Raw genomic sequence first — 20,804 nt, forward strand, 5'->3', positions numbered from 1 at the left:
ACTAACATTGGTTACCTAGAATCAATTAACTAGTATTCAACTCCTAAGCATTGGTGGTTTTTCAATCTACCAATCAGAAATACTTTTGGTCAACTAAATGGCAGATAAACACTTCACGGGATTGCGCGCCAAGATGCTGTTAGTGGTGGCGGCAGGTATGGTGTTACTGTTTACGATATTGTTTACAGTAGCGCGAACAGTTCTGCTGGATGGCTATGCAAAGTTAGAATCAAATAAAACTTTAATTCAAGTCAATAGCGCCGTCACGCTATTGAGTGAGCAATCTCAGCAGTTAGAAGGTATCGTAAGTGAATACGCACATTGGGATGACACCTATCAATACATGGTGCAACCAGATGCTCGCTATATCGACTCTAACTATACGAACGAAACCTTCAATCACCTCAAAGTCAAAGCGATTCTCCTCGTTAACCCAGAAGGCGTTGCTGTATATAAACGCGGGTTCGATTTTACCAATAGCAAGCCATGGATTATTCCCAAGCTACTTGAACAAGCTATCAGCAAAGGCGGTATTTTTTTAAATCCTTATAAAGACCATATGGCTGAATTTTTCTGGACACCAGAGGGCCTTTGCATTGTCATGGCTATGGATATACAACCAAGCACCAGTAAAGGCATGAGTCACGGTACTTTAATTATGGTGCGTCATGTTGATCAAACGCTCATCGAGCATATTGAAAAAGTCATAGGTGCCAAGCTCACTATTCAACCATCGTTAAATGGTAAAGATGCTGATTTAGAGAAAAATTTAGCAATTAGTGGCACGGTTATTAAACCTTTAAATGGCACAGAGGTGGCAGGTTATACGCTGATGAAAAGTTTTAATGGGCAGGCCAATCTGATGGTATCCACTTTAAGTAGTCGTGAAATATTTGAGCAAGGAGAGTCAAGCTCTAGTTTCCTTTCGTGGTCTACTTCAATCATCGCTTTAATGCTAGCGGCCATTAGCTGGATACTAGACAGAATGGTTTTAATCCGCTTAGAACGTATGAGTGAAGACGTGGAGCGGATTAGCGATACCGCAGATATGTCGACTCGGATTAGGCAACTTAATGGTCATGATGAGCTAGCAACTTTGTCGCACGGTATTAATGGCATGTTAGACCGCATTGAAGACTCTCAATACGAACTTCAATTAGAAAAAGAGCGCGCCCAAGTGACGCTTGAAGGCATTGCCGATGCCGTCATTACTAGTAATCCAGCAGGTTACGTGCTTTATATGAACTCAGCCGCAGAGCGGCTTACAGGCATTAATTTAAGTGAAATGAAGATTAAAACTTTGCGCGTCTTATTTAAATTACTCGCTGAAGATAAAACTACGCCAGTGAGTAGTGAGTGGTTAACCGATTCATACAGCCCACAAGAAGAGGTGATATTGGAGCGTGCCGATGGTGAGGAATTTGTGATACGCAAATCGGCCTCCCCACTTTATGATAGCGATGGCCATACTTTTGCTATTGTGACGGTGCTTCACGATGTGACAATGCTTAGAACATTGTCTAATCAATTGACTTTTCAAGCTAGACATGACCAATTAACGGGTCTGATAAATCGCTATGAGTTTGACCGTAAAACGCAAGCAGCCATTGATGATACGGCTATCGCTAATCGAGTACATTGCCTTGCTTATATCGATTTAGATCAATTCAAAATAGTGAATGATACTTGCGGCCATATGGCAGGCGATGTGTTGCTAAAACAACTCACTAATCATATGAAAGCCAAGGTGCGTAGCTCCGATACGCTTGCGCGTCTTGGGGGAGATGAGTTTGCTTTATTATTAATGGGTTGCGACTTAGTCAAAGCTCAAGAAATCGTCGAAGGCTTGCTAGAAGTGGTACGAGAGTATCGTTTCACTTTTGATGATAAAGTATTCAAAATAGGCGCAAGTGTGGGCCTTACCGAAATTTCACCGCTGCATAATTTAACGTTGAGTGAGTTGCTTAGCACGGTAGACTCTGCCTGCTATACCGCTAAAGAACAAGGCGGGAATCGCATACACATATACCGCTCTGACGATTCTGATATTAAAGAACACAATAACCAACTTGAATGGGTTTCTAGAATACATTTAGGGTTAGAAAATAAACAGTTCGTTCTATATATTCAGCGTATGGCAAGCTTAACCGAAGGCGCTGAACTTCATTGTGAGCTGTTAATCCGTATGCAGGCAATGGACGGCTCATATTATCCACCAGGTTATTTTTTACCTGCTGCAGAACGCTATCACTTAATGCCTAAAATAGATTGTTGGGTAGTTGGCGAAGCGCTGGCGATTATTGCCCGCAAAGGTGCTGCTTTCCCCTATGTTTGCGCAATCAATTTATCAGGTCAAACTTTGTCTGAGGATGGCTTTTTAGAATACGTAGTTGAACAGATTAAACTACACAAAGTAGATACGAGTCGGATTTGTTTTGAAATTACCGAAACTTCCGTCATTGCTAATTTAAATAAAGCACGACAGTTTATGCATGCTTTACGCCAAATTGGCTGTCGCTTCTCACTAGATGACTTTGGCAGTGGCTTGTCTTCTTTTGCTTATCTTAAAAATCTGGAAGTCGATTTTCTTAAGATTGATGGCATGTTTGTTAAAGCCATTGTTAAAAATAAGATAGATCGTGCGATGGTTGAATCTATTAACAATGTTGGCCACGTAATGGGCTTACATACTATTGCTGAGTTTGCCGAGAATGACGAAATTATCAGTATGCTTAAAGAGATAGGCGTGGATTATGCGCAAGGCTATGGTGTTGCTAAGCCAGAGTTGTTTGAATAAAAATAGTAAATTTTACCCTCTGTTTTCTAATTTATAGCCTTTTAACCTATCTAAGCTGAGCATCCAATTATCAGAGTCCAACTCTTTTTACTGGTGGCAAGTTTGCCAACTCTTCATCTGAATACAATCGCCCGCTGGTAATAAAGGCGAAACCCGTACCGCAATCTAATGAAAATGATCCGCTAGAATTCGGAGTCGCATCCAAAATCGTATGCATATTTTCAGCAAAGGTAAAGTGACTATCGCCCATGTAAAATGTTGCATCTTGCCATTCACCCAAAATGACGTCTGAGGCGCTCGGGTTAAATTCATTCATTGGCATACAAATGGGGCCGCTTCCTTCACAGCATCCACCAGATTGCAGAAATACGATAGGACCAAACTCAGCTGTTAATCTATGAATAAGCGCTAATGCGCTAGGCGTGGCTGAAACACGTCTGGTTTTTTCGCGTTCATTCACTGTTGCAAGGCGCTCTATAGTGTCTGTATTCATATATTTAAGCTCCAAAACTTAATTGACCAGTTTCTAAATAAAAAAATAATAAAGGGCGAGTAAACTCGCCCTTTATTGTACTAAAGTGACAAGCAATTAAACTAGAAGAAGCCTAATTTATTAGGGTTATAGCTGACTAACAAGCATTTAGTTTGTTGGTAATGGTCTAACATCATTTTGTGATTTTCACGACCAATACCTGACTCTTTATAACCACCAAATGCAGCATGCGCTGGATACGCGTGGTAGCAATTTGTCCAAACACGACCAGCTTTAATACCGCGTCCCATTCTGTAGGCCACTGTGCCATTGCGAGTCCAAACGCCAGCACCAAGGCCAAAGATTGTATCGTTAGCAATCGCTAACGCTTCAGCTTCATCTTTAAAGGTTGTCACAGCAAGCACTGGGCCAAAAATTTCTTCTTGGAATACGCGCATTTTGTTATGGCCTTTAAGCAAAGTAGGCTCAATGTAATAGCCTCCAGCTAAATCACCTGTTAACACGTTGCGGTTACCGCCAATTAATACCTCAGCACCTTCTTGTTTACCAATATCAATGTAATTCATGATTTTGTTCATTTGGTCTTCTGATGCTTGTGCGCCAAGCATGGTACTTGAATCTAACGGGCTGCCTTGTTTAATGGCTTTTACACGTTCTAAGACGCGTGCAATAAATTTATCGTAAATTGATTCTTGAATAATTGCACGTGAAGGGCATGTACAAACTTCACCTTGGTTAAAGGCAAACAATACTAAACCTTCAATGGCTTTATCAAAGAATGCATCATCTTCATCCATAATATCGGCAAAGAAGATATTAGGTGATTTGCCACCTAACTCTAGTGTTGCAGGAATTAAGTTGCTCGCTGCAGCGGTTGCAATTGTTCGGCCTGTCGCGGTAGAGCCTGTAAAGCCAATTTTGGCAATACGCTTGCTATTAGCTAGCGGAGCACCAACTTCACGGCCATAACCATTCACAATATTCACAGTGCCAGGTGGTAATAAATCGCCAATCACTTCCATCAAAATTAAAATGCTGATAGGCGTAAATTCTGCTGGTTTTAATACAATACAGTTACCTGCAGCTAAAGCTGGCGCTAGTTTCCAAGCCGCCATTAGAATAGGGAAGTTCCAAGGAATAATTTGACCTACAACACCTAATGGTTCATGAAAGTGGTAGGCAACCGTATCATTGTCAACTTCACTAATACCGCCTTCCTGCGCACGAATCGCACCAGCAAAGTAGCGAAAGTGGTCAACGGTTAATGGAATGTCAGCATTCATTGTTTCGCGAATAGGCTTGCCATTATCAATGGTTTCAGCCGTTGCAATTAATTCAAGGTTAGCTTCAATGCGGTCAGCAATTTTAAGCAAAATGTTTGAGCGTTCAGTCGTCGATTTTGTACCCCAAGCATCTGCTGCTGCGTGTGCAGCATCTAAAGCTAGCTCTACATCTTCGGCACTAGAGCGTGCTACTTGCGTATAGCTCTTGCCAGTAATGGGCGAAATTACATCAAAATATTGACCTTTTACAGGAGCAACCCATTTTCCACCAATGTAATTGTCGTACTTTGCTTTATAGGGAATATTTACGCCCATACCTTTTAATATATCTAAACTCATGCTGACTCCTCTAGTTTTGCTGTAGTTAATATAGTATTTCTATCTGACAAACCGCATTGCTTTGTTACTATTTTTATTATGTCTAAAACTTAACTTAATCCACGAAAAACCCTTATAAATAAAGGGTTTGAAAGGTAAGTGCGAACTAAACAATAAACCTTAGAGGCTAGCAAATCAAGCAAAATGTTACAGATTTGTAAATATTTTTTATATGTCTTATATATTATATAAATTATATTAATGAGATTATTTTCTTAATCCATTAATGTCATCTACCACCACTGCATATAAGTCTCGCGTAGAGGCAAGCGCGCCAAGATGCACCTCGTCAGCGCTTAAGACCTTTCCATTTGTACTCAACAATGGGCGAGTTGCAGTCGCACTGGCAACAATGGTGGATGCATAACCTAAATTAAATGCACCGTGAGCTGTTGAGTTCACGCACATATGCGTCATAAAGCCAGCTAATACGATATTTTTAATATTAAGTGTTTTGAGCTCAGCATCTAAGGTGGTTTCTACAAACGCATTAGGGTAATTTTTAACAATGACTTTTTCCCCAGCAATCGGCGCAACTTCGGTAGCAATTGCGCCTATATCAGCAGAAATGTCGTAAGGCGAACCTGCTCCAGCATCATGTTGAATATGGATGACTGGAATTTTAAGATCACGTGCTAACTTAAGTAATTTTTGTGCTTCAAGAATTGCTGGCTCTACATTGGTGAGTTGCATTAAGCCACGTCGATAGGTGTTTTGAATATCAATTAAAATCAGGGCTGAATCTTTTAAATCGGCTGACTGGTAACCCATACCGGTAATATCGCGTAAAGTTTGTGACGCTGTGACCATAGTAAACTCCATGAGGAATGAAACGTTATTAACGTTAAGAGACTTGCAGAAAGGCTAAAAGTGCCATGCGCTCGTTTATTGATGCGCCGATATGCAAGTTCCCGTGATTTAAGCTGCTGAATTTAAAGATAATTGATAAGCTAAGACGGTATCTTAATTACTACAGTAGTCTAGAAATAGACCTCATCTTGAGCTATAGTAGTTGAGCTGTAGTATATTGGTATACTCTGATTAAAAATAGAAAAAACGCCATCCAAATATGACCGATATTTTAGTTGCGGCTCCATCTGTATTAACGCGAGAATTTTGGCGCAGATTCTCCGCGCCTACGCCTGAGTCACTTGGCAGATCGATTATGTCGTTACTGGTGATTGCAGAGAGTATTGTTTGTATTTTCTGGATATTTACCTTATCAAGCCTAGGTGAAGGTTACGCCATTATTGCTGCTGTGCCCTATGTATACCTTGTCATATCATACCTTAGCCTCTTTTTGTTCTACCGCCTTAAGCGCTTTGAATACTTTACGTTTACACAATTAGTTATGCTATTGGTCATGCCTTTTGTCATGCAATGGGCAATTGGTGGTTTTGCCGCCTCTAGTGGTGTGGCGATATGGGCGATATTATCACCTGTGGGTGCATTAATGATTTTAGGTACGCGTCAATCAACACCTTGGTTTTTACTTTTTATAGGCTTAGCTTTTATTTCATGGAAGTTAAATCATTATTTCGCTGGCAACGCCATGCCTATTCCAACCACAGTGAAAGATGCATTTTTCCTGATGAATATTACAGGTACGGCATCAATATTGTATGGAGTGCTGCGTTATTTTCAGGCACAAAAAGAACGCGCTATGATTTCCTTAGAGTTAGAGCAGGCAAGGTCAGAAAAACTACTACTCAACATTCTTCCCGCAGCTATTGCTGAGCGGCTAAAAGCTAATGATATGCGTATTGCTGATCATTATGAATCTGTGACTGTCATGTTTGCGGATTTAGTTAATTTCACGCAGATTTCAGAAAAAATGCCTGCTTTACAATTAATTGATTTGCTATCACAGGTATTTCTAAAGTTTGACCAACTGGCAGAAAAATATCAAGTCGAGAAAATCAAGACAATCGGCGATGCCTATATGGTTGTTTCTGGCGCGCCTGTCATGCATGCAGATCATGTGACTCGGATTGCCGAAATGGCATTTGACATGAAGGTCGTGCTACAGGAAGTAGCAGTTAAAACTGGCATAGATTTGAATATGCGCATTGGTATTCATACGGGCCCTGTGGTAGCAGGTGTGATTGGCAGCACTAAGTTTAGTTATGATTTATGGGGCGATACCGTGAATTTAGCCAGCCGAATGGAAAGTACTTGTAAACCTAACTGCATACAAGTAACGCGTGAAACACAAGCGTTGATAAAAGATGATTATGTTTTTTCAGAAAAAGCAAATGTAGATGTGAAAGGTAAGGGTTGGGTTGAAACTTACATTCTACTTGCGCGAAAGTCTAGTTAGCTGAATCGCTATTGCAGGCGTTAGTTATAGTTAGAGTCTTCATTTAGCAACATGCTTGCCGCATTTGGATTACCTGTCCAAAAGTTATAAAACTCTCGTACTACCAATAAAAACAGTTGTTTAGCTTCTACCATTTTAAAGAGTGGTAACGTTAATTCAGCCGCAGTACGGTAAGACTTATGATTTTTTATTGGTGCATCACGCAAGCGAATCACTATAATTTGAGCGAGCTTGATGCGCGTATCTACCAGTGATTGTTCTGCGCCCTGATCGCGCATAGCTTGTGCATAAGCCTTTAACGGCCAGTTTTCAGCAGTATCGAAACTTTCCGTTGCTAAGCTATCAATTAATGTTTTTAATGAGGTGGCTATTGGTTTCCATTGAATGACGGAAACATCAAAACCATAGTTTAAATTAAAGGCAGCAATGGCTTTAATGTCGTTCATCCAAAATGGATAAAATTCACGCGCGGTATTGAGGTTGGTATGCCAGTCCTCTGCTGGAATTGTTTTCAACACACTGTCGATTATTTTGCTATAAATTATCGACTCAAGCGGCTTATTTGCAAGTGATTCGGCAAGTTTATCTAAAAATAAAGAATGCTTATAAAGCACATTGGTTGTTGCGCCTTTAGCCTGTAGAAGCTTTAAATATGCGCGTATAGCCTCTTTCTCGTGAGATAGATTCATTCGTTAGTTGTTTTTCTGCTTTTCACCAATATGCATTTGGCCTCGTTGTTTGGCGAGAATCACTTGTTTTTGCCGCTCTGTCAGACTAGCCTTTTTTTCTTCAGTTAACTTGTCGTAGCAATATGGACAAGAGATGCCAGCAGTATATTGTGTGCTTTGCATTTCAGCTGGTGATAGCGGATGGCGGCAGGCGTAACATTGGTCAAACTCACCTACTTCTAAGTTGTGCTTAACGGCCACGCGCTGATCAAAGACAAAGCATTCACCTTCCCACATACTTTCAGCTTCTGGCACGGTTTCTAAGTATTTAAGTATGCCGCCTTGCAGGTGATACACTTCTTCAAAACCTTGATCCATCATATATGAAGAAGCTTTTTCGCAACGAATTCCACCTGTGCAAAACATAGCGACTTTTTTATGTTTTGTTTTGTCAAAATGCTCGGTAACGTATTCTGGAAATTCGCGGAAAGTCGTAGTTCTTGGATCAATTGCACCCTTAAATGTGCCAATATCGACCTCGTAATCATTGCGTGTATCAATCAAAATCACATCAGGATCAGAAATCAGAGCATTCCAATCTTCAGGCTTAACGTAAGTACCAACTTTTTTGGTTGGGCTCACGCCAGGTACGCCAAGCGTGACAATTTCCTTTTTGAGTTTAACCTTCATGCGGTAAAACGGATGCTCGCTAGCAAATGATTCTTTATGCTCTAAATCGACAAAATGATTTTCGAAAATTGCATCAGAACGCAAAAAATCTAGCAAGTTGTGTATGTCTTGTGGCAAGCCAGCAATCGTGCCATTAATGCCTTCTTCAGCAAGAAGTAGCGTACCTTTTATGTTGTTGCTGATACAGGCTTCTAGAATTGGCGATTGCAAAGATTTGTAATTAGGCAAACTGACAAACTTATAAAGCGCGGCGGTTAAATACTTAGACATTTTTTTTGATAATGAACTGTAATAAAACAGTATTTTATCATCAGACCGTAAAATTACTTAAATGTGCATTAAGACGAGTGAGAAACTAATAAAATCTCACCGTTGCCACTACAGGCAGCATCACCGACAAAACGCTGTACGCGTTTAGTTTCAATATTAGAAAATTGTGTTTTGAACGGTTTGAAAGATTTAAACATTAAGTTTAAAAATGGCAAAGTATGGGTACCGCAGTCTTGTATCGTTGCATGTAATTTAGGTAGCTTGGCCAGCAATAAAGTGCCTCGCTTCATATTAAAGCAGGCATATTCACCAACGCTACCTAGTACGCCTATGGTGCCAGCGATCATACGGCTGGCGCAGTAGTCACCCACATTGCCTTCAATTAGAATCAAGCCCCGACGCATTTGGTCGCCCACGCGGTCGCCAGCGTTGCCTTTAACAATGACCGTACCGCCACGCATACCTTTGCGTAGGCCTGAAGAAGCGCCACCTAGAAAATCACCTGTATTACCCTCTATTTTGAGCAAGCCGCTTACCATGTTGCATGCAGCAAAAGCTTGTGTGTTGCCTTTGCAGTGTATGGTTGCATTTTTTAAACCGAAACCTAAATATGCGCCAGCGTCACCCTCTAAAGTGATACTACCGAAGGTCATGTTCTTGCCGACATTATCAAAGTACTGGCTACTATTTTTGAATATAATGTTTTCAGTATCGTCGCCAGTAATTTCAAATAAATCAGAAACGCGTTGATTGTGTAATGAAATTGCACCTATTTGGCTGATGTTCAACCCTTTTAAAAGATCAGGTGTTAACTGCGCGCAATCGAGTGAGTGCGCTAATGGTTGTTTAAGTGTGAATGTAAGTTGTGTCATTTGGCGGGTCTCATCATAACTTATGGCCACTCATAATTTCGTGCAATTTAAAATGATGAGGGCCTAATTTCCCACCGTAATTACCAGCCGAGATGCGTTTCACACCACTTGACTCACCTAAATCACAAATGGCTTGTATGCCAACGCGCATTGATTCGGCAATATCATCAAAGCCAATGCCATCAATCACGATTTCCATCACGCTTTCGATTTCAGGCGATAACTCTGTATTGGTGGCGCCTTTTAGCGTTGGGCAAAATGCATCGTTGGTTGAGGCAAACATGGTTTTGTATTTGCTACCCACTTTAGAGCCTGAGCGCACAACGCCACCAGGGAAAGGCATAATCACGTTAGGGATTTTTTTCATCGCAGTGATAGCCGCTTCAGCTGCTGCAAGTGCTGCAGGCTGAGAGGTGGCTAAAATCAAGAAATTGCCACCGCCAATTGCGCGCACCATACCTGTAGTTTCTTCGCATAAAAATTCGCCATCCATGACTGGCACACGCCAGTAGCGTTTGGCGGAAATCAACTTAGAGGTTTGGTAACCATCACCAAAAAAGCGTAAATTTTTACCTAGATTGATTTTTTCATCGCTATCGATACCAGAGAACGCTGCGGCAGTGGGGCAGGTGAGTATGCATTGTCCCATGCGCGTTTCAAGTTGCTGCATCAATACTTTACTGCCCATAGCGAACATTAAAATGCTCACGCCCGGTCTGCCATCTGGCGTTTCATCTTCGGTCATTTCACGTTCAATACCAGCTTCTACACCGCAACCAATCACTGAGGTTGCAAAGCCTGTCATTGCGTTCGCAGCATGATATGCCCATTTTAGGTTTTGAGCCGTGATGATTACACGTGTGCCGCGCATGTTAAATGCTTCAGCAAAGGTTTCATCTATTTGTACACCGTTAATAATCATGAGTTATCTATTAAATAATTAAGCGTCTAATTGGTTAAGCATCAGGGGCGCCTGAAATAATCTTACCCACCCATTCTTCAATAGGAATAATGCCAATTTCTTTGGCTTTCATAGCATCGGTTTCAGGCAAAATATCTTGTACTAAATCTAACTGTTTCCAGCCTGCTAATGGCGTTTCACAATGTTCGCGAGGTACGTAGCGAGAATCGCGTACTTTTTCCATTTTTGGGATATATCTTGGGCAATTTTGCCAAAGTTCAGATAACTTTACTGTGACAACAAAATCAGCTTCTTTGTAGTGTGCCATCAATGCAGGGTCTTTTGAAATGCTCGCAGTGCCTTGCACGCGTAAGCGATTTGGTGTTTCAAAAGAGATAAATAGTAAACCAACATTTTGATTTGTAGTGATGTTTCCCATAGAGAAAAACATGCCGTTACCATCGTAACTTGGAAATATCAAAGTAGTCTCATCGAGTACTTTTACAAAGCCAGCATCACCACCTTTGTATGATGTGGTTGGGCGACCTTGATGGTCAATAGAAGATAAAAAGAACATATTGACGCTAGAAATAAAGCCTTTAGCACCCTCATCAAACTCAGTTCTGCAAACCAGTTCTTCTACACGGTCAGCCATGCCTCGTGTGCCAAACTCATCTTGCAGTTTGCGGTGTTGTTCTCCATACAATCTACTCATTTTGGTTTCTCGTTTTAAAATTAGTGAGAGGCTTTTTTATTTTCATGGACAATAATGCTACCGCGTCCATCATTACTGATTTCATCATCATTTATCTTAAAACTATCTAATTGCATCGTGTGATATTTGTCAAAATAGTCTTTTAAATCTTTTTCTACAGCAATGTCGAAAGAAGGTTTGGCGGTATGTGTTGCGCCCCAAACGACTTTAACCACTTTACCGTCTTTTACGACTAACTCACCATCTTTGAATACATAATCAGGTTTTGCGAACATTGCTTCACGGTCGGTTTGATCTGTGTAAACCGTAATGTCTGCACCTGCACCAATTCCTAAGTGTCCGCGGTCGTTCAAGCCGATGAGGTTGGCTGCACCTGCACGCGTCATAATGGCAATTTCGTATAAGCTGTATTCGCGGTCTAGCGAAGTTAAATTACTCATAGCTTGTGCGTCTAAATTCAGTTTGGCAAAGGCTTCGTTTCTAAAGGTTTTATCCATTAATAAACGAATCAAATGCGGATAGCTAGTAAATGGCGCGCCGTTTGGATGGTCAGTGGTTAAGAAAATGCGCCAAGGGTCTTCGACTGATAAGAATATTTCTAGTCCAATTGCCCATTGCAAAGCGTTGACGTAGTTTTGATCTTTGTATCTAAATGGCACCACGCCACAACCGGCATCACATTCAATATCCATAATGACGGATTTTTTTGGGTTGGCATGTTTTGCATTCAATTGCTGCATCATATTATCACCTGATGCGGTCACAGTTTGACCAAATAAAATCTGACCCACATCGGCAGTGATATGTTTGTTTTTATTTAATGCTTCTGAGATTTGTGCCGCGGCGGATGAAAACTTTTTATCGCCTTCTGTGCCATAACTATGAAACTGAATATGCGTAAGATGCATTGGTACGCCATCAGATGCGCTCATGGTGTCTAGCGTGGTTTGGAAGTTACCAGCCGCGCCTAAATTATTGCAATGCACATGTAAAGGCTTGGCAATGCCAAGTTGATGCACAGCGGTACTTAAGCTTTTTAATATTTCACGTGGCGTAACTTGGTAGTGGCTATTATTTTCGTCTAAATCTAATCTGCGCTGATTGAACTTGAATGCGTTAATGCCACCCGGATTCACCACCTTAATGCCGATGGATTGTGTAGCATGCAATATCCATGCTACATAATCATTAATCGCTTTTTGATCTTTTTTTGCCGTCAACATGCGTAAAAAGTAATCATCATTACCCAGCATGGCATAACCGCCTTTGTCTATCATTGGCGTATCGGCCATTTCTAGATGCGTTTGGCGTGCATTCACAGGCATGAGCGCGGGCTCAAAAGCGGCGGTGTAACCCATTTCTATGTAGCGGAAACCTGTATCGGTCGCGCTAGGTGTAGCATTATGGCTGCAACTCGGCGTGCAAATGTGCGCTTCAGGCTCAGTGTACTTTTTAGTTTCTTGATATTCTGGCAACATCATGCGAGCAATGTTGACCTTGCCGCCACCAATATGGCTATGCATATCAATTGCGCCCGCCATCACTACTTTGCCAGTTAAGTCGTAAGTTTGTGTGATTTTTTCAGTAGCGCTAGGCTTGGCAATAATCCGACCATTTTTGATATAAATATCTTGAACCACACCATCTTTGCCTGAGGTTGGATCGTAAATTCTGCCGTTTTTAAGAAGGGTAATCATGCAAGTTTCGCCTCGATTTGGCTGATGACGTCACTTAAACTTAGAAGCTCACTATTGCGTAATTTTTTAAGCGGCATAGCAACGGAGCTATCCATTCTAAACATAGTGCCAGTGTGGTCAACCCCAGGGATGCCTACTGGAATAAACACATCAGGCTGCTTTTCAAACTGCATATCAGGATGGCCGATTACAATGGTTGGTGCGTCACAAGTAGGTGGCTGATACGCATTAAACGTACTAATCCACAACAACGCATCGCAACGGTTAAGTTGATTCTTTGTAGAAAAATGATAAGCGTCATACTCAGGGTGACCATTCACGAAGCGATTTCTAGTAGGGTAGCCTGATAGCCAAGTGCTAGTATTGTTAACGCTAGAGTCGCCATCGCCAGAGTTGAGCGGTAAGCCTGCGACGCGATTAGTTTCATTCAATTTAGAAATGAGTTGGGTAATGCTTTGAACGGTGAGTTCAGCCTGTGGAAACTTTAAGGCACTAGCTGACCATACGACTACGCCATATTTGGCGGTTTTTAATTTTTCTAGAATCTGTTTAAGTGACGCGATTGTTACGCCGCCAATCAAGTCATTATCAGGCTTTTTATTCAGTGGGTTCTTAGCATTCATCAGCGCATTTAGTGCGCTCATGATTTCAGGTAGCTTCACAGTTTCTTCAGCAAGGCCTAAATACATGACTTCAGGCTTAGGCTTATTGAATAAAGTGTTGGTATTCCAAACTAATTTCTCAAAAAAACGTGGGTAACTGCTTACAATATCAGTGCCAATTGCCAAAATCACATCAGCACGATTTTTAATTTCAGTAAGCGTTGTCGTTTGCCAACCGCTATTTTGCATCGCTAAAGTGTTGCGCACAGTGCCTTCGGAGTGCATATGGTCTAGCGTGGCACTAGTTTTTTCTGCCAAGCGCATGGTTGAGCGCATGCCCTGTACTTCCGTGCCTAAGCCCGCAAACAGTGGATGATTCGCTTTACTTAGAATGTTAGCAGCAGCTTGAATTGCACTGTTTAAATCGGTAGGTTTCCCTGCTACGCTAGGCTTAGCGTAGCTTTCAGAAAAAGCTTTTTCAAAAAAGCTAATCCCTTTAACGCAAGCATTGTTGATGCTTACGGGAGAGTTTGAATTTAATACCAAATCATCGCACAGCAAACCACAAGCGGGGCAGCAATGCGTGATTGGTAAAGTTGTATTGATTGATGGTTTCATTAACTATCATTCTGCCACATTGTTACAAAATTGAAACAACAATTAAGCATGTAAATATAAGTTTGTTTTTAAAGTTAACATGAAAAGTAATATGACGAATGCCCAGCGCTTCTTTCGCAATTTAGCACGAGTAGTCTTTAATGAAGCGAAGCGGAGTCAGGGATTAGCAATTATTTAGTTGTCCTTGATTTTATTAAATTTCATAGTGGCTATGCATGCTTCTATCCTTAAATAATCAATGATTACCCTAAAGCAGATTAATGCTTTATAAAAAGATGACATGAATGATTAAATGGTGGTTTATTTAAAGTGCTAAAAATGGTATTTTATCGTTCTTTTCAATAAGTTAATTTAATGGAGTTGTTATGGCTGTTCAACGCACGCTTTCTATCATCAAACCTGATGCAGTGGCAAAAAATGTAATCGGTAAAATTCTTACGCGTTTTGAAAACGCAGGTTTAAAAATTGTTGAAGCGAAAATGGCTCAATTAACTCAAGCGCAAGCTGAAGGTTTCTATGCAGTTCACGCTGCGCGTCCATTCTTTGCCGATTTAGTAAAATTCATGATTTCAGGCCCAGTGATGATTCAAGCGCTTGAAGGCGAAAACGCTGTTCAAGTTAACCGTGACTTAATGGGTGCTACTAACCCAAAAGAAGCGGCTGCAGGTACTATTCGTGCTGATTTCGCAGAAAGCATTGATGCTAATGCAGTTCATGGTTCAGATTCAGCAGAGAATGCTGCAATTGAAATCAAATACTTTTTTGGTTAATTAGGTAAAAACAATTTTGATCAATTTGCTCAATTTCAATCAGCCACAACTGGCGCAATGGTTCGCAGAACAAGGCGAGAAGCCTTTTCGTGCCAAGCAGTTAATGCGTTGGATGCATCATTTTGGGGTGCATGATTTTGAGCAGATGACTGATATTGCCAAAGTATTACGTGAAAAGTTGGTTGTAGAAGCCGAAATCACTTTGCCAACTGTGCAGTTAGAGCAAGTGTCTAATGACGGTACGCGTAAGTGGTTGATTGGTACTGACACAGCTAATAGCATTGAAACCGTGTTTATCCCTGAGGATGATCGCGGTACTTTGTGCATTTCAAGCCAAGTAGGTTGCGCACTTGAATGCACGTTTTGTAGTACAGGCCGTCAAGGCTTTAACCGAAATTTAAGTGTTTCAGAGATTATTGGTCAGCTGGCCATTGCTAACCAGTCGCTGAGGCAAGAAAGTGGATACGATTTGCTTTCGGCAAATGATCGTATCATTAGTAATGTAGTGATGATGGGCATGGGCGAGCCATTGGCAAACTACGATAACGTAGTCACCGCCATGCAAATCATGTTGGATGATAATGCTTATGGCTTAAGCCGCCGCCGTGTAACGCTGTCCACCAGTGGTATGGTGCCAGCGATGGACAGGCTAAAGGAGGATTGCCCTGTGGCCCTTGCCGTTTCCTTGCACGCGCCTAACGATGCGTTGCGCGATGTCATTGTGCCTATCAATAAAAAATATCCACTTAAAGAGTTAATGGCAGCATGTAATCGCTATTTAGAAAAAGCACCACGTGATTTTGTTACGTTTGAATACGTGATGTTGGATGGCGTAAACGATACGGTAGAACATGCGCATCAGTTGCTAGATTTGGTAAGAAATGTGTCTTGCAAATTCAATTTAATCCCGTTTAATCCGTTTCCAAATAGTGGCTACGACACTTCTAAGGCTAGCCATATTCGAGTATTTCGCGATATTCTCATGCAGGCTGGTTACGTTGTGACCGTGCGTAAAACCCGCGGTGAGGATATTGATGCAGCTTGTGGTCAGCTAGCTGGCAAAGTATTGGATAAAACCAAACGTACAGCAAACAGAATTCCAATTGAGGTTGTTGAATGAGACCAGAGATGAAGTTAAGTGCTTTAAAATTATTGTTTACCTTGTTGGTGATTGGTTCGTTTAGTGCGGGCTGCGCTAATCAGCAGCAGCAAGAAAAAGACAATGAGAACACAAAATCTCGCGCACGCGCACACACTGATTTGGGTGCGGTGTATTTTCAGCAAAAACAATTGGAAATTGCACTAGAGGAATTTAACAGTGCGATCAAAATAGATCCAAGTTTTGCTTCAGCATACAATGGTCTGGGCTTAGTGAATGCTGAGCTTGGTAAAGATGATGTTGCCGATGCGAATTTTAGAAAATCAATTCAGTTAGAACCATCAAACTCTGAAGCGCATAACAATTATGGCAGTTTTTTGTGTGCTAGAAACAGAGTGGATGAATCTATCCCTGAGTTTTTAGCTGCGGTTAAAAATCCTCTATATGCCACGCCAGCAATGGCTTATACCAATGCAGCTATTTGTTCTATGCGCAAAAAGAATATGGCAGGAGCTGAAAATTACTTGCAACAAGCTTTGCAAATTGAGCCACTTTCGCAGGTTGCGGCCTATCAGCTGGCATTACTACAATTTAAACGTAATGATGCGGTTGCAGCTAAAAAAACTTTACAAAATGTGATGTTAAGTCGACCAAGCCCAGAGGTTTTATGGTTGGGCATTCAGGTCGAGCGTGTAGTTGGTGGAAAAGATGCCGAAGCTAGTTATGCTTTGCAATTAAGGCGCCAGTATCCAGATTCTGAACAAGCTAAGTTGTTAGAGAGTGGAAAGTAACCATGGCTGATGAAGGTATAGTAAATCTTGCAGAGACAGAAGTGATAGGTTTTGCGCCACTGGGCGAGGTCTTTTTTGAGGTAAGGAATGCCAAAAAGTTAGCATTAAAAGACGTATCTAATAATTTGCGTTTAAGTATTAAGCAAATTGAAGCTTTAGAGAGTGATAATTTCTCTAGTTTGCCTCCAGCAATGATTACCCGCGGCTTTATACGTAATTATGCGCGTTTTTTGGAATTAGATGCCGAGCCTTTGTTGGCGAGCTATCGTGCGCGTATGCCAGACGCTTCGCCCACTACGCTAAGTGTAAAAACATCTATGAACCAAGTAATGCCAGGTAAAGAGGGCTCTGCTCTACCAAAATATATGGTGCTGAGTAGTTTAGTTCTAATTGCTGTGGCTGCTTGGTTTTACTACATGAATTACATGCAAAAACCAGCACAGCAAGAAATTGAAAGTGTTGCTAGCTCAACATCAGAAACGGCCGCTCCAGAAGTTGCCGTGTTGCCAGAAGTTGCACTGCCTGCAGCTGAACGTTTAGCCCAAGCTGTCGAAGCCGAAGCCGCGCTGAGTGCACCAGCCCCAGTGGTTGGTGATATTAAAGAAGTGCCCAATCAAGTTACGCCAAATCAAGATGCGCAGAGCACCGCAGCAGCGTTACCTAAAGCTGAACAAGCGCATCAGGCGCAAGCAAATGGCTCAGTGCTTACTACACAAAATCTACAGTTGCCAAAAGATACCACTGTGGATTTCAATACATTAAAAGATAATGCAGCAAAAACAGCACCGACTGCAGTAAGTGCAAAGACTATTTCTAGTGGTGTTAAAGTACCCGAGCTCGCTAAGACTAGCCTAAAATCTGACAGTTCAATAGCTGCAATTAAAGGCGTCAATATTGCGGTAACAGAGCAAACTTGGGCACGCGTAACAGATAAGACTGGCGCGGTGGTTTATGAAAAAATGCTACAGGCAAATAGCGAAGATGGCTTCAACGGCTTGCCGCCTTTTAAAGTGCTGATTGGCAATGCCAAAGCAACCAAGCTTACTTTTTTAGGTCAAAATGTTGATTTGAGCGATAAAACTAAAAATAATGTTGCTCGCCTAACTTTGGAGTAATCATTGAGTCTTTCTTTACTTAAATCAGCACGTAACACGCTACAAGTCATGATTGGTCATGTGCCTGTAGGTGGTGGTTTGGCTGGTACTATTGCTAGCCCTGTTGTTGTGCAAAGTATGACTAATACTGATACTGCTGATGCGCAGGCCACTATTAAGCAAGTGTTTGAACTATGGCAAGCGGGTAGTGAGGTTGTTCGAATTACGGTTAACTCGCCAGAAGCCGCTGCACAAGTCGGCAATATTCGTCGCGGTTTAGATGCGTTGGGCTGCAATGTGCCGCTGGTTGGTGACTTTCATTATAATGGTCATAAATTGCTTGCCGCTTATCCTGATTGTGCTGAATCATTAGCCAAGTACCGTATCAACCCTGGTAATGTTGGTAAAGGCTCTAAGCGTGATGAGCAGTTTGCTGCAATGATTGAAGCGGCAGTACATTATAAAAAAGCGGTAAGAATTGGCGTGAACTGGGGCAGTTTAGACCAAGCTAAAATGGCGCAAATGATGGACGATAATGCTAAGTTAGCTGAGCCGTTATCTTCAGAAGCATTGATGCGTGAGGCGTTGATTCAATCAGCGCTTGAAAGTGCTGCACAAGCCGTTGAGTTAGGCTTATCGCCTAATCAAATTATCATTTCTTGCAAAGTGAGTAATGTGCAAGATTTAGTGAAAGTTTATGCTGAACTGGCAACACGTAGTGATTACCCCTTGCACTTGGGTTTGACTGAAGCGGGCATGGGGTCAAAAGGTATTGTTGCATCAACTGCTGCGCTGGCTTTGCTTTTGCAGCAAGGTATAGGCAATACGATCCGTGTTTCACTCACGCCAGAACCGAACGAATCGCGCACAAAAGAAGTCATTGTCGCGCAAGAAATTTTGCAAACCATGGGCATACGTTCTTTCACGCCACTAGTAACAGCCTGTCCAGGCTGTGGTCGCACGACTTCGACGTATTTTCAAGAGCTTGCCATGCAAATTCAAAGCTATTTGCGTAATCAAATGCCAGTCTGGCGCGGCTTGTATGCAGGTGTTGAGAACATGAACGTGGCTGTGATGGGCTGCGTAGTGAATGGTCCAGGTGAATCAAAGTTAGCCAATATTGGCATTAGTTTGCCTGGTACAGGTGAAACGCCAGTGGCTCCTGTGTTTGTCGATGGCGAAAAAACCGTCACACTCAAAGGCGATAACATCGCACAAGAGTTTCAAGCCATTGTCGAAGATTATGTACAAACGCACTATGCTGAAGGTGGCAAGCTGCATTTTAATCTGCCTCAACTAAAAGCTACGCAAAAAACAATCCCTATTCAAGCTATTAACTAAATAGCTAGCCATTTAAAAAGTCATTAAAGTATTGAACTATGGTTGATCAATCAACAAAAAACATGCAAACAAAAACTAAGGCTACAAAATTCCAAAGTATTAAAGGTTTTTACGACATATTGCCTGAAGCAACGCCTCTATGGTTTAAGCTTGAGGACACAGCCCGTCGCGTATTGGGCCAGTATGGCTATAAAAATATACGTATGCCTTTGGTAGAATCTACCGATTTATTTGTGCGTTCTGTAGGGGAGCATACCGATATTGTTGAAAAAGAAATGTACGCTTGGGAAGATGCACTTAATGGCGACAAGCTAACATTGCGTCCAGAAGGTACAGCTGGCTGCGTACGTGCGGTTGTGGAAAGCAATTTAACTTATAACGGCCCCGTCAGGCTTTGGTATAGCGGTGCTATGTTTAGGCATGAGAATGTACAAAAAGGCCGTCAACGCCAGTTTCACCAAATTGGTGTGGAAGCTTTTGGCTTTGATAGCCCACAAGTAGATGCTGAGCAAATTGTATTGTTAGCCAGACTTTGGCGAGAGCTGGGGATTGCTGATGTCGAGTTGCAAATCAATAGTATAGGCGATGCGCAAGAGCGCTTGGAGTATCGCAAAGTGCTGATAGCCTATTTTGAGCAACATGCTGATTTACTGGATGAAGATGCGAAGCGCCGCTTACACACTAATCCTTTACGCATTTTAGATACAAAAAATCCACGCATGCAAGCCATGTGTGAAGCCGCGCCAAAGTTGATTGATTCTTTAGGCGATGAAACCCGTGCGCATTTTGATGGTCTGTGTAAGTTGTTGGATGCCGCAGGCGTGGCTTACATAGTCAATGCACGATTAGTGCGCGGTTTAGACTACTACAATCGCACCGTATTTGAGTGGGTGACGACTAAGTTAGGCGCGCAGGGCACGATTGCTGGTGGTGGGCGTTATGATGCCTTGGTTGAGAGATTAGGTGGTGATGCAACGCCTGCATGTGGCTTCGGCATTGGTTTAGAGCGCGTATTCTTGTTAATGCAAGAGTATGGCCTCACAGCCGATGATGCACCAGATGTGTACTTAGTTAACGTCGGTGAGCAAGCAGAACAGATCGCGTTTAGTATTGCCGAACAATTACGTAATGCTAATGTTCAAGTGATATTACATGCGGGTGGCGGTAGTTTTAAATCGCAAATGAAAAAAGCAGACCGAAGCCAAGCTAAGTTTGCGTTAATTATTGGTGATGATGAAGTAGCAAGCAAACAAGTGACGCTAAAACCTATGTTAGCTACAGTAAAAGGTGAGCAGCAGCAATGTAGTGTTGAGCAAGTGATTGAGCATTTAACTGTGGCGCTTGCTTAGGTATTGCAAATAATAAGTACTTTGATAAAGCTTTAGATAACCACCTAGATATTCAA

18 protein-coding genes are annotated in these 20,804 nt (G+C 41.8%); 8 read left to right on the plus strand and 10 right to left on the minus strand.

Translation table 11 applies throughout. From position 1 onward, the window contains the following. Window positions 1-97 precede the first annotated feature (97 nt). Window positions 98-2,797, plus strand: a complete 2,700-nt coding sequence (locus tag PSU78_RS09675; RefSeq protein ID WP_300387456.1) for an EAL domain-containing protein — start codon at window positions 98-100, stop codon at window positions 2,795-2,797. Window positions 2,798-2,867: 70 nt separating this feature from the next. On the opposite strand, the gene PSU78_RS09680 is transcribed toward PSU78_RS09675, so the two are convergent. From PSU78_RS09680 to PSU78_RS09690, 3 genes are all read right to left on the minus strand, one after another. Further along, complete coding sequence (locus tag PSU78_RS09680) at window positions 2,868-3,290, minus strand: DUF779 domain-containing protein (RefSeq protein ID WP_300387458.1); 423 nt, start codon at window positions 3,288-3,290, stop codon at window positions 2,868-2,870. A gap of 101 nt (window positions 3,291-3,391) precedes the next feature. Next, window positions 3,392-4,912 carry an aldehyde dehydrogenase family protein gene (locus PSU78_RS09685; protein ID WP_300387460.1) on the minus strand — a complete coding sequence of 507 codons (1,521 nt, stop codon included), beginning with the start codon at window positions 4,910-4,912 and terminating at the stop codon, window positions 3,392-3,394. A gap of 246 nt (window positions 4,913-5,158) precedes the next feature. Then, window positions 5,159-5,761, minus strand: a complete 603-nt coding sequence (locus PSU78_RS09690) for a cysteine hydrolase family protein (RefSeq protein WP_300387462.1) — start codon at window positions 5,759-5,761, stop codon at window positions 5,159-5,161. 259 nt (window positions 5,762-6,020) lie between these two features. Here PSU78_RS09690 and PSU78_RS09695 point away from each other — a divergent pair, with 259 nt between their 5' ends. Next, complete coding sequence (locus PSU78_RS09695; protein WP_300387464.1) at window positions 6,021-7,271, plus strand: adenylate/guanylate cyclase domain-containing protein; 1,251 nt, start codon at window positions 6,021-6,023, stop codon at window positions 7,269-7,271. A gap of 20 nt (window positions 7,272-7,291) precedes the next feature. Here PSU78_RS09695 and PSU78_RS09700 read toward each other — a convergent pair whose 3' ends face one another. The 7 genes from PSU78_RS09700 to PSU78_RS09730 all read right to left on the minus strand — a co-directional run bounded on the left by PSU78_RS09700 (window position 7,292) and on the right by PSU78_RS09730 (window position 14,304). Continuing rightward, window positions 7,292-7,960 carry a hypothetical protein gene (locus tag PSU78_RS09700; RefSeq protein WP_300387466.1) on the minus strand — a complete coding sequence of 223 codons (669 nt, stop codon included), beginning with the start codon at window positions 7,958-7,960 and terminating at the stop codon, window positions 7,292-7,294. Between the two features lie 3 nt (window positions 7,961-7,963). After that, entirely contained in the window at window positions 7,964-8,899 is a 936-nt protein-coding gene (locus PSU78_RS09705) for a rhodanese-related sulfurtransferase (protein ID WP_300387468.1), read from the minus strand. Between the two features lie 68 nt (window positions 8,900-8,967). Then, window positions 8,968-9,771, minus strand: coding sequence for a formylmethanofuran dehydrogenase subunit C (locus PSU78_RS09710; RefSeq protein WP_300387470.1), 804 nt, complete (start codon window positions 9,769-9,771; stop codon window positions 8,968-8,970). Window positions 9,772-9,784: 13 nt separating this feature from the next. After that, window positions 9,785-10,693 (minus strand): formylmethanofuran--tetrahydromethanopterin N-formyltransferase, encoded by a 909-nt coding sequence (fhcD, locus tag PSU78_RS09715; RefSeq protein ID WP_300387472.1) that lies wholly within the window; start codon window positions 10,691-10,693, stop codon window positions 9,785-9,787. Between the two features lie 34 nt (window positions 10,694-10,727). After that, window positions 10,728-11,387, minus strand: a complete 660-nt coding sequence (locus PSU78_RS09720) for a pyridoxamine 5'-phosphate oxidase family protein (RefSeq protein WP_300387473.1) — start codon at window positions 11,385-11,387, stop codon at window positions 10,728-10,730. 20 nt (window positions 11,388-11,407) lie between these two features. Then, entirely contained in the window at window positions 11,408-13,084 is a 1,677-nt protein-coding gene (locus tag PSU78_RS09725; protein ID WP_300387475.1) for a formylmethanofuran dehydrogenase subunit A, read from the minus strand. Continuing rightward, window positions 13,081-14,304 carry a formylmethanofuran dehydrogenase gene (locus tag PSU78_RS09730; RefSeq protein WP_300387477.1) on the minus strand — a complete coding sequence of 408 codons (1,224 nt, stop codon included), beginning with the start codon at window positions 14,302-14,304 and terminating at the stop codon, window positions 13,081-13,083. Before PSU78_RS09730 ends, PSU78_RS09725 begins: the two co-directional genes overlap by 4 nt. Window positions 14,305-14,669: 365 nt before the next feature. Between PSU78_RS09730 and ndk the strand changes: the two genes are divergently transcribed. The 6 genes from ndk to hisS are packed head-to-tail and all read left to right on the plus strand — an operon-like array spanning window position 14,670 to window position 20,748. Next, the gene (gene ndk / locus PSU78_RS09735; protein ID WP_300387479.1) at window positions 14,670-15,074 is read left to right on the plus strand and encodes a nucleoside-diphosphate kinase; all 405 of its coding nucleotides are present in this window, start codon (window positions 14,670-14,672) and stop codon (window positions 15,072-15,074) included. A 16-nt stretch (window positions 15,075-15,090) separates the two neighbouring features. After that, window positions 15,091-16,194 carry a 23S rRNA (adenine(2503)-C(2))-methyltransferase RlmN gene (gene rlmN / locus PSU78_RS09740; RefSeq protein ID WP_300387481.1) on the plus strand — a complete coding sequence of 368 codons (1,104 nt, stop codon included), beginning with the start codon at window positions 15,091-15,093 and terminating at the stop codon, window positions 16,192-16,194. Beyond that, entirely contained in the window at window positions 16,191-16,964 is a 774-nt protein-coding gene (gene pilW / locus PSU78_RS09745) for a type IV pilus biogenesis/stability protein PilW (RefSeq protein ID WP_300387482.1), read from the plus strand. Before rlmN ends, pilW begins: the two co-directional genes overlap by 4 nt. Window positions 16,965-16,966: 2 nt before the next feature. After that, a complete protein-coding gene (locus PSU78_RS09750) occupies window positions 16,967-18,079 on the plus strand; it encodes a RodZ domain-containing protein (protein ID WP_300387484.1) in 1,113 nt (370 codons plus the stop codon). Window positions 18,080-18,082: 3 nt separating this feature from the next. Next, on the plus strand, window positions 18,083-19,399 hold the full coding sequence (ispG, locus tag PSU78_RS09755; protein ID WP_300387486.1) for a flavodoxin-dependent (E)-4-hydroxy-3-methylbut-2-enyl-diphosphate synthase: 1,317 nt from the start codon (window positions 18,083-18,085) through the stop codon (window positions 19,397-19,399). Window positions 19,400-19,437: 38 nt separating this feature from the next. After that, window positions 19,438-20,748, plus strand: coding sequence for a histidine--tRNA ligase (gene hisS, locus PSU78_RS09760; protein WP_300387488.1), 1,311 nt, complete (start codon window positions 19,438-19,440; stop codon window positions 20,746-20,748). Window positions 20,749-20,804: the final 56 nt, after the last annotated feature.

This window comes from Methylotenera sp. (assembly GCF_029945705.1).
GTDB lineage: Bacteria > Pseudomonadota > Gammaproteobacteria > Burkholderiales > Methylophilaceae > Methylotenera.

What these genes read in the sequence shown, in the direction of transcription:
- pilW (WP_300387482.1), top strand. Translation starts at nt 16,191, where the DNA reads ATGAGACCAGAGATGAAGTTAAGTGCTTTAAAATTATTGTTTACCTTG.
- PSU78_RS09710 (WP_300387470.1), bottom strand. Translation starts at nt 9,771, where the DNA reads ATGACACAACTTACATTCACACTTAAACAACCATTAGCGCACTCACTC.
- PSU78_RS09705 (WP_300387468.1), bottom strand. Translation starts at nt 8,899, where the DNA reads ATGTCTAAGTATTTAACCGCCGCGCTTTATAAGTTTGTCAGTTTGCCT.
- PSU78_RS09680 (WP_300387458.1), bottom strand. Translation starts at nt 3,290, where the DNA reads ATGAATACAGACACTATAGAGCGCCTTGCAACAGTGAATGAACGCGAA.
- PSU78_RS09750 (WP_300387484.1), top strand. Translation starts at nt 16,967, where the DNA reads ATGGCTGATGAAGGTATAGTAAATCTTGCAGAGACAGAAGTGATAGGT.
- ndk (WP_300387479.1), top strand. Translation starts at nt 14,670, where the DNA reads ATGGCTGTTCAACGCACGCTTTCTATCATCAAACCTGATGCAGTGGCA.
- hisS (WP_300387488.1), top strand. Translation starts at nt 19,438, where the DNA reads ATGGTTGATCAATCAACAAAAAACATGCAAACAAAAACTAAGGCTACA.
- PSU78_RS09700 (WP_300387466.1), bottom strand. Translation starts at nt 7,960, where the DNA reads ATGAATCTATCTCACGAGAAAGAGGCTATACGCGCATATTTAAAGCTT.
- PSU78_RS09720 (WP_300387473.1), bottom strand. Translation starts at nt 11,387, where the DNA reads ATGAGTAGATTGTATGGAGAACAACACCGCAAACTGCAAGATGAGTTT.
- PSU78_RS09725 (WP_300387475.1), bottom strand. Translation starts at nt 13,084, where the DNA reads ATGATTACCCTTCTTAAAAACGGCAGAATTTACGATCCAACCTCAGGC.
- PSU78_RS09690 (WP_300387462.1), bottom strand. Translation starts at nt 5,761, where the DNA reads ATGGTCACAGCGTCACAAACTTTACGCGATATTACCGGTATGGGTTAC.
- PSU78_RS09675 (WP_300387456.1), top strand. Translation starts at nt 98, where the DNA reads ATGGCAGATAAACACTTCACGGGATTGCGCGCCAAGATGCTGTTAGTG.
- fhcD (WP_300387472.1), bottom strand. Translation starts at nt 10,693, where the DNA reads ATGATTATTAACGGTGTACAAATAGATGAAACCTTTGCTGAAGCATTT.
- PSU78_RS09695 (WP_300387464.1), top strand. Translation starts at nt 6,021, where the DNA reads ATGACCGATATTTTAGTTGCGGCTCCATCTGTATTAACGCGAGAATTT.
- PSU78_RS09730 (WP_300387477.1), bottom strand. Translation starts at nt 14,304, where the DNA reads ATGAAACCATCAATCAATACAACTTTACCAATCACGCATTGCTGCCCC.
- PSU78_RS09685 (WP_300387460.1), bottom strand. Translation starts at nt 4,912, where the DNA reads ATGAGTTTAGATATATTAAAAGGTATGGGCGTAAATATTCCCTATAAA.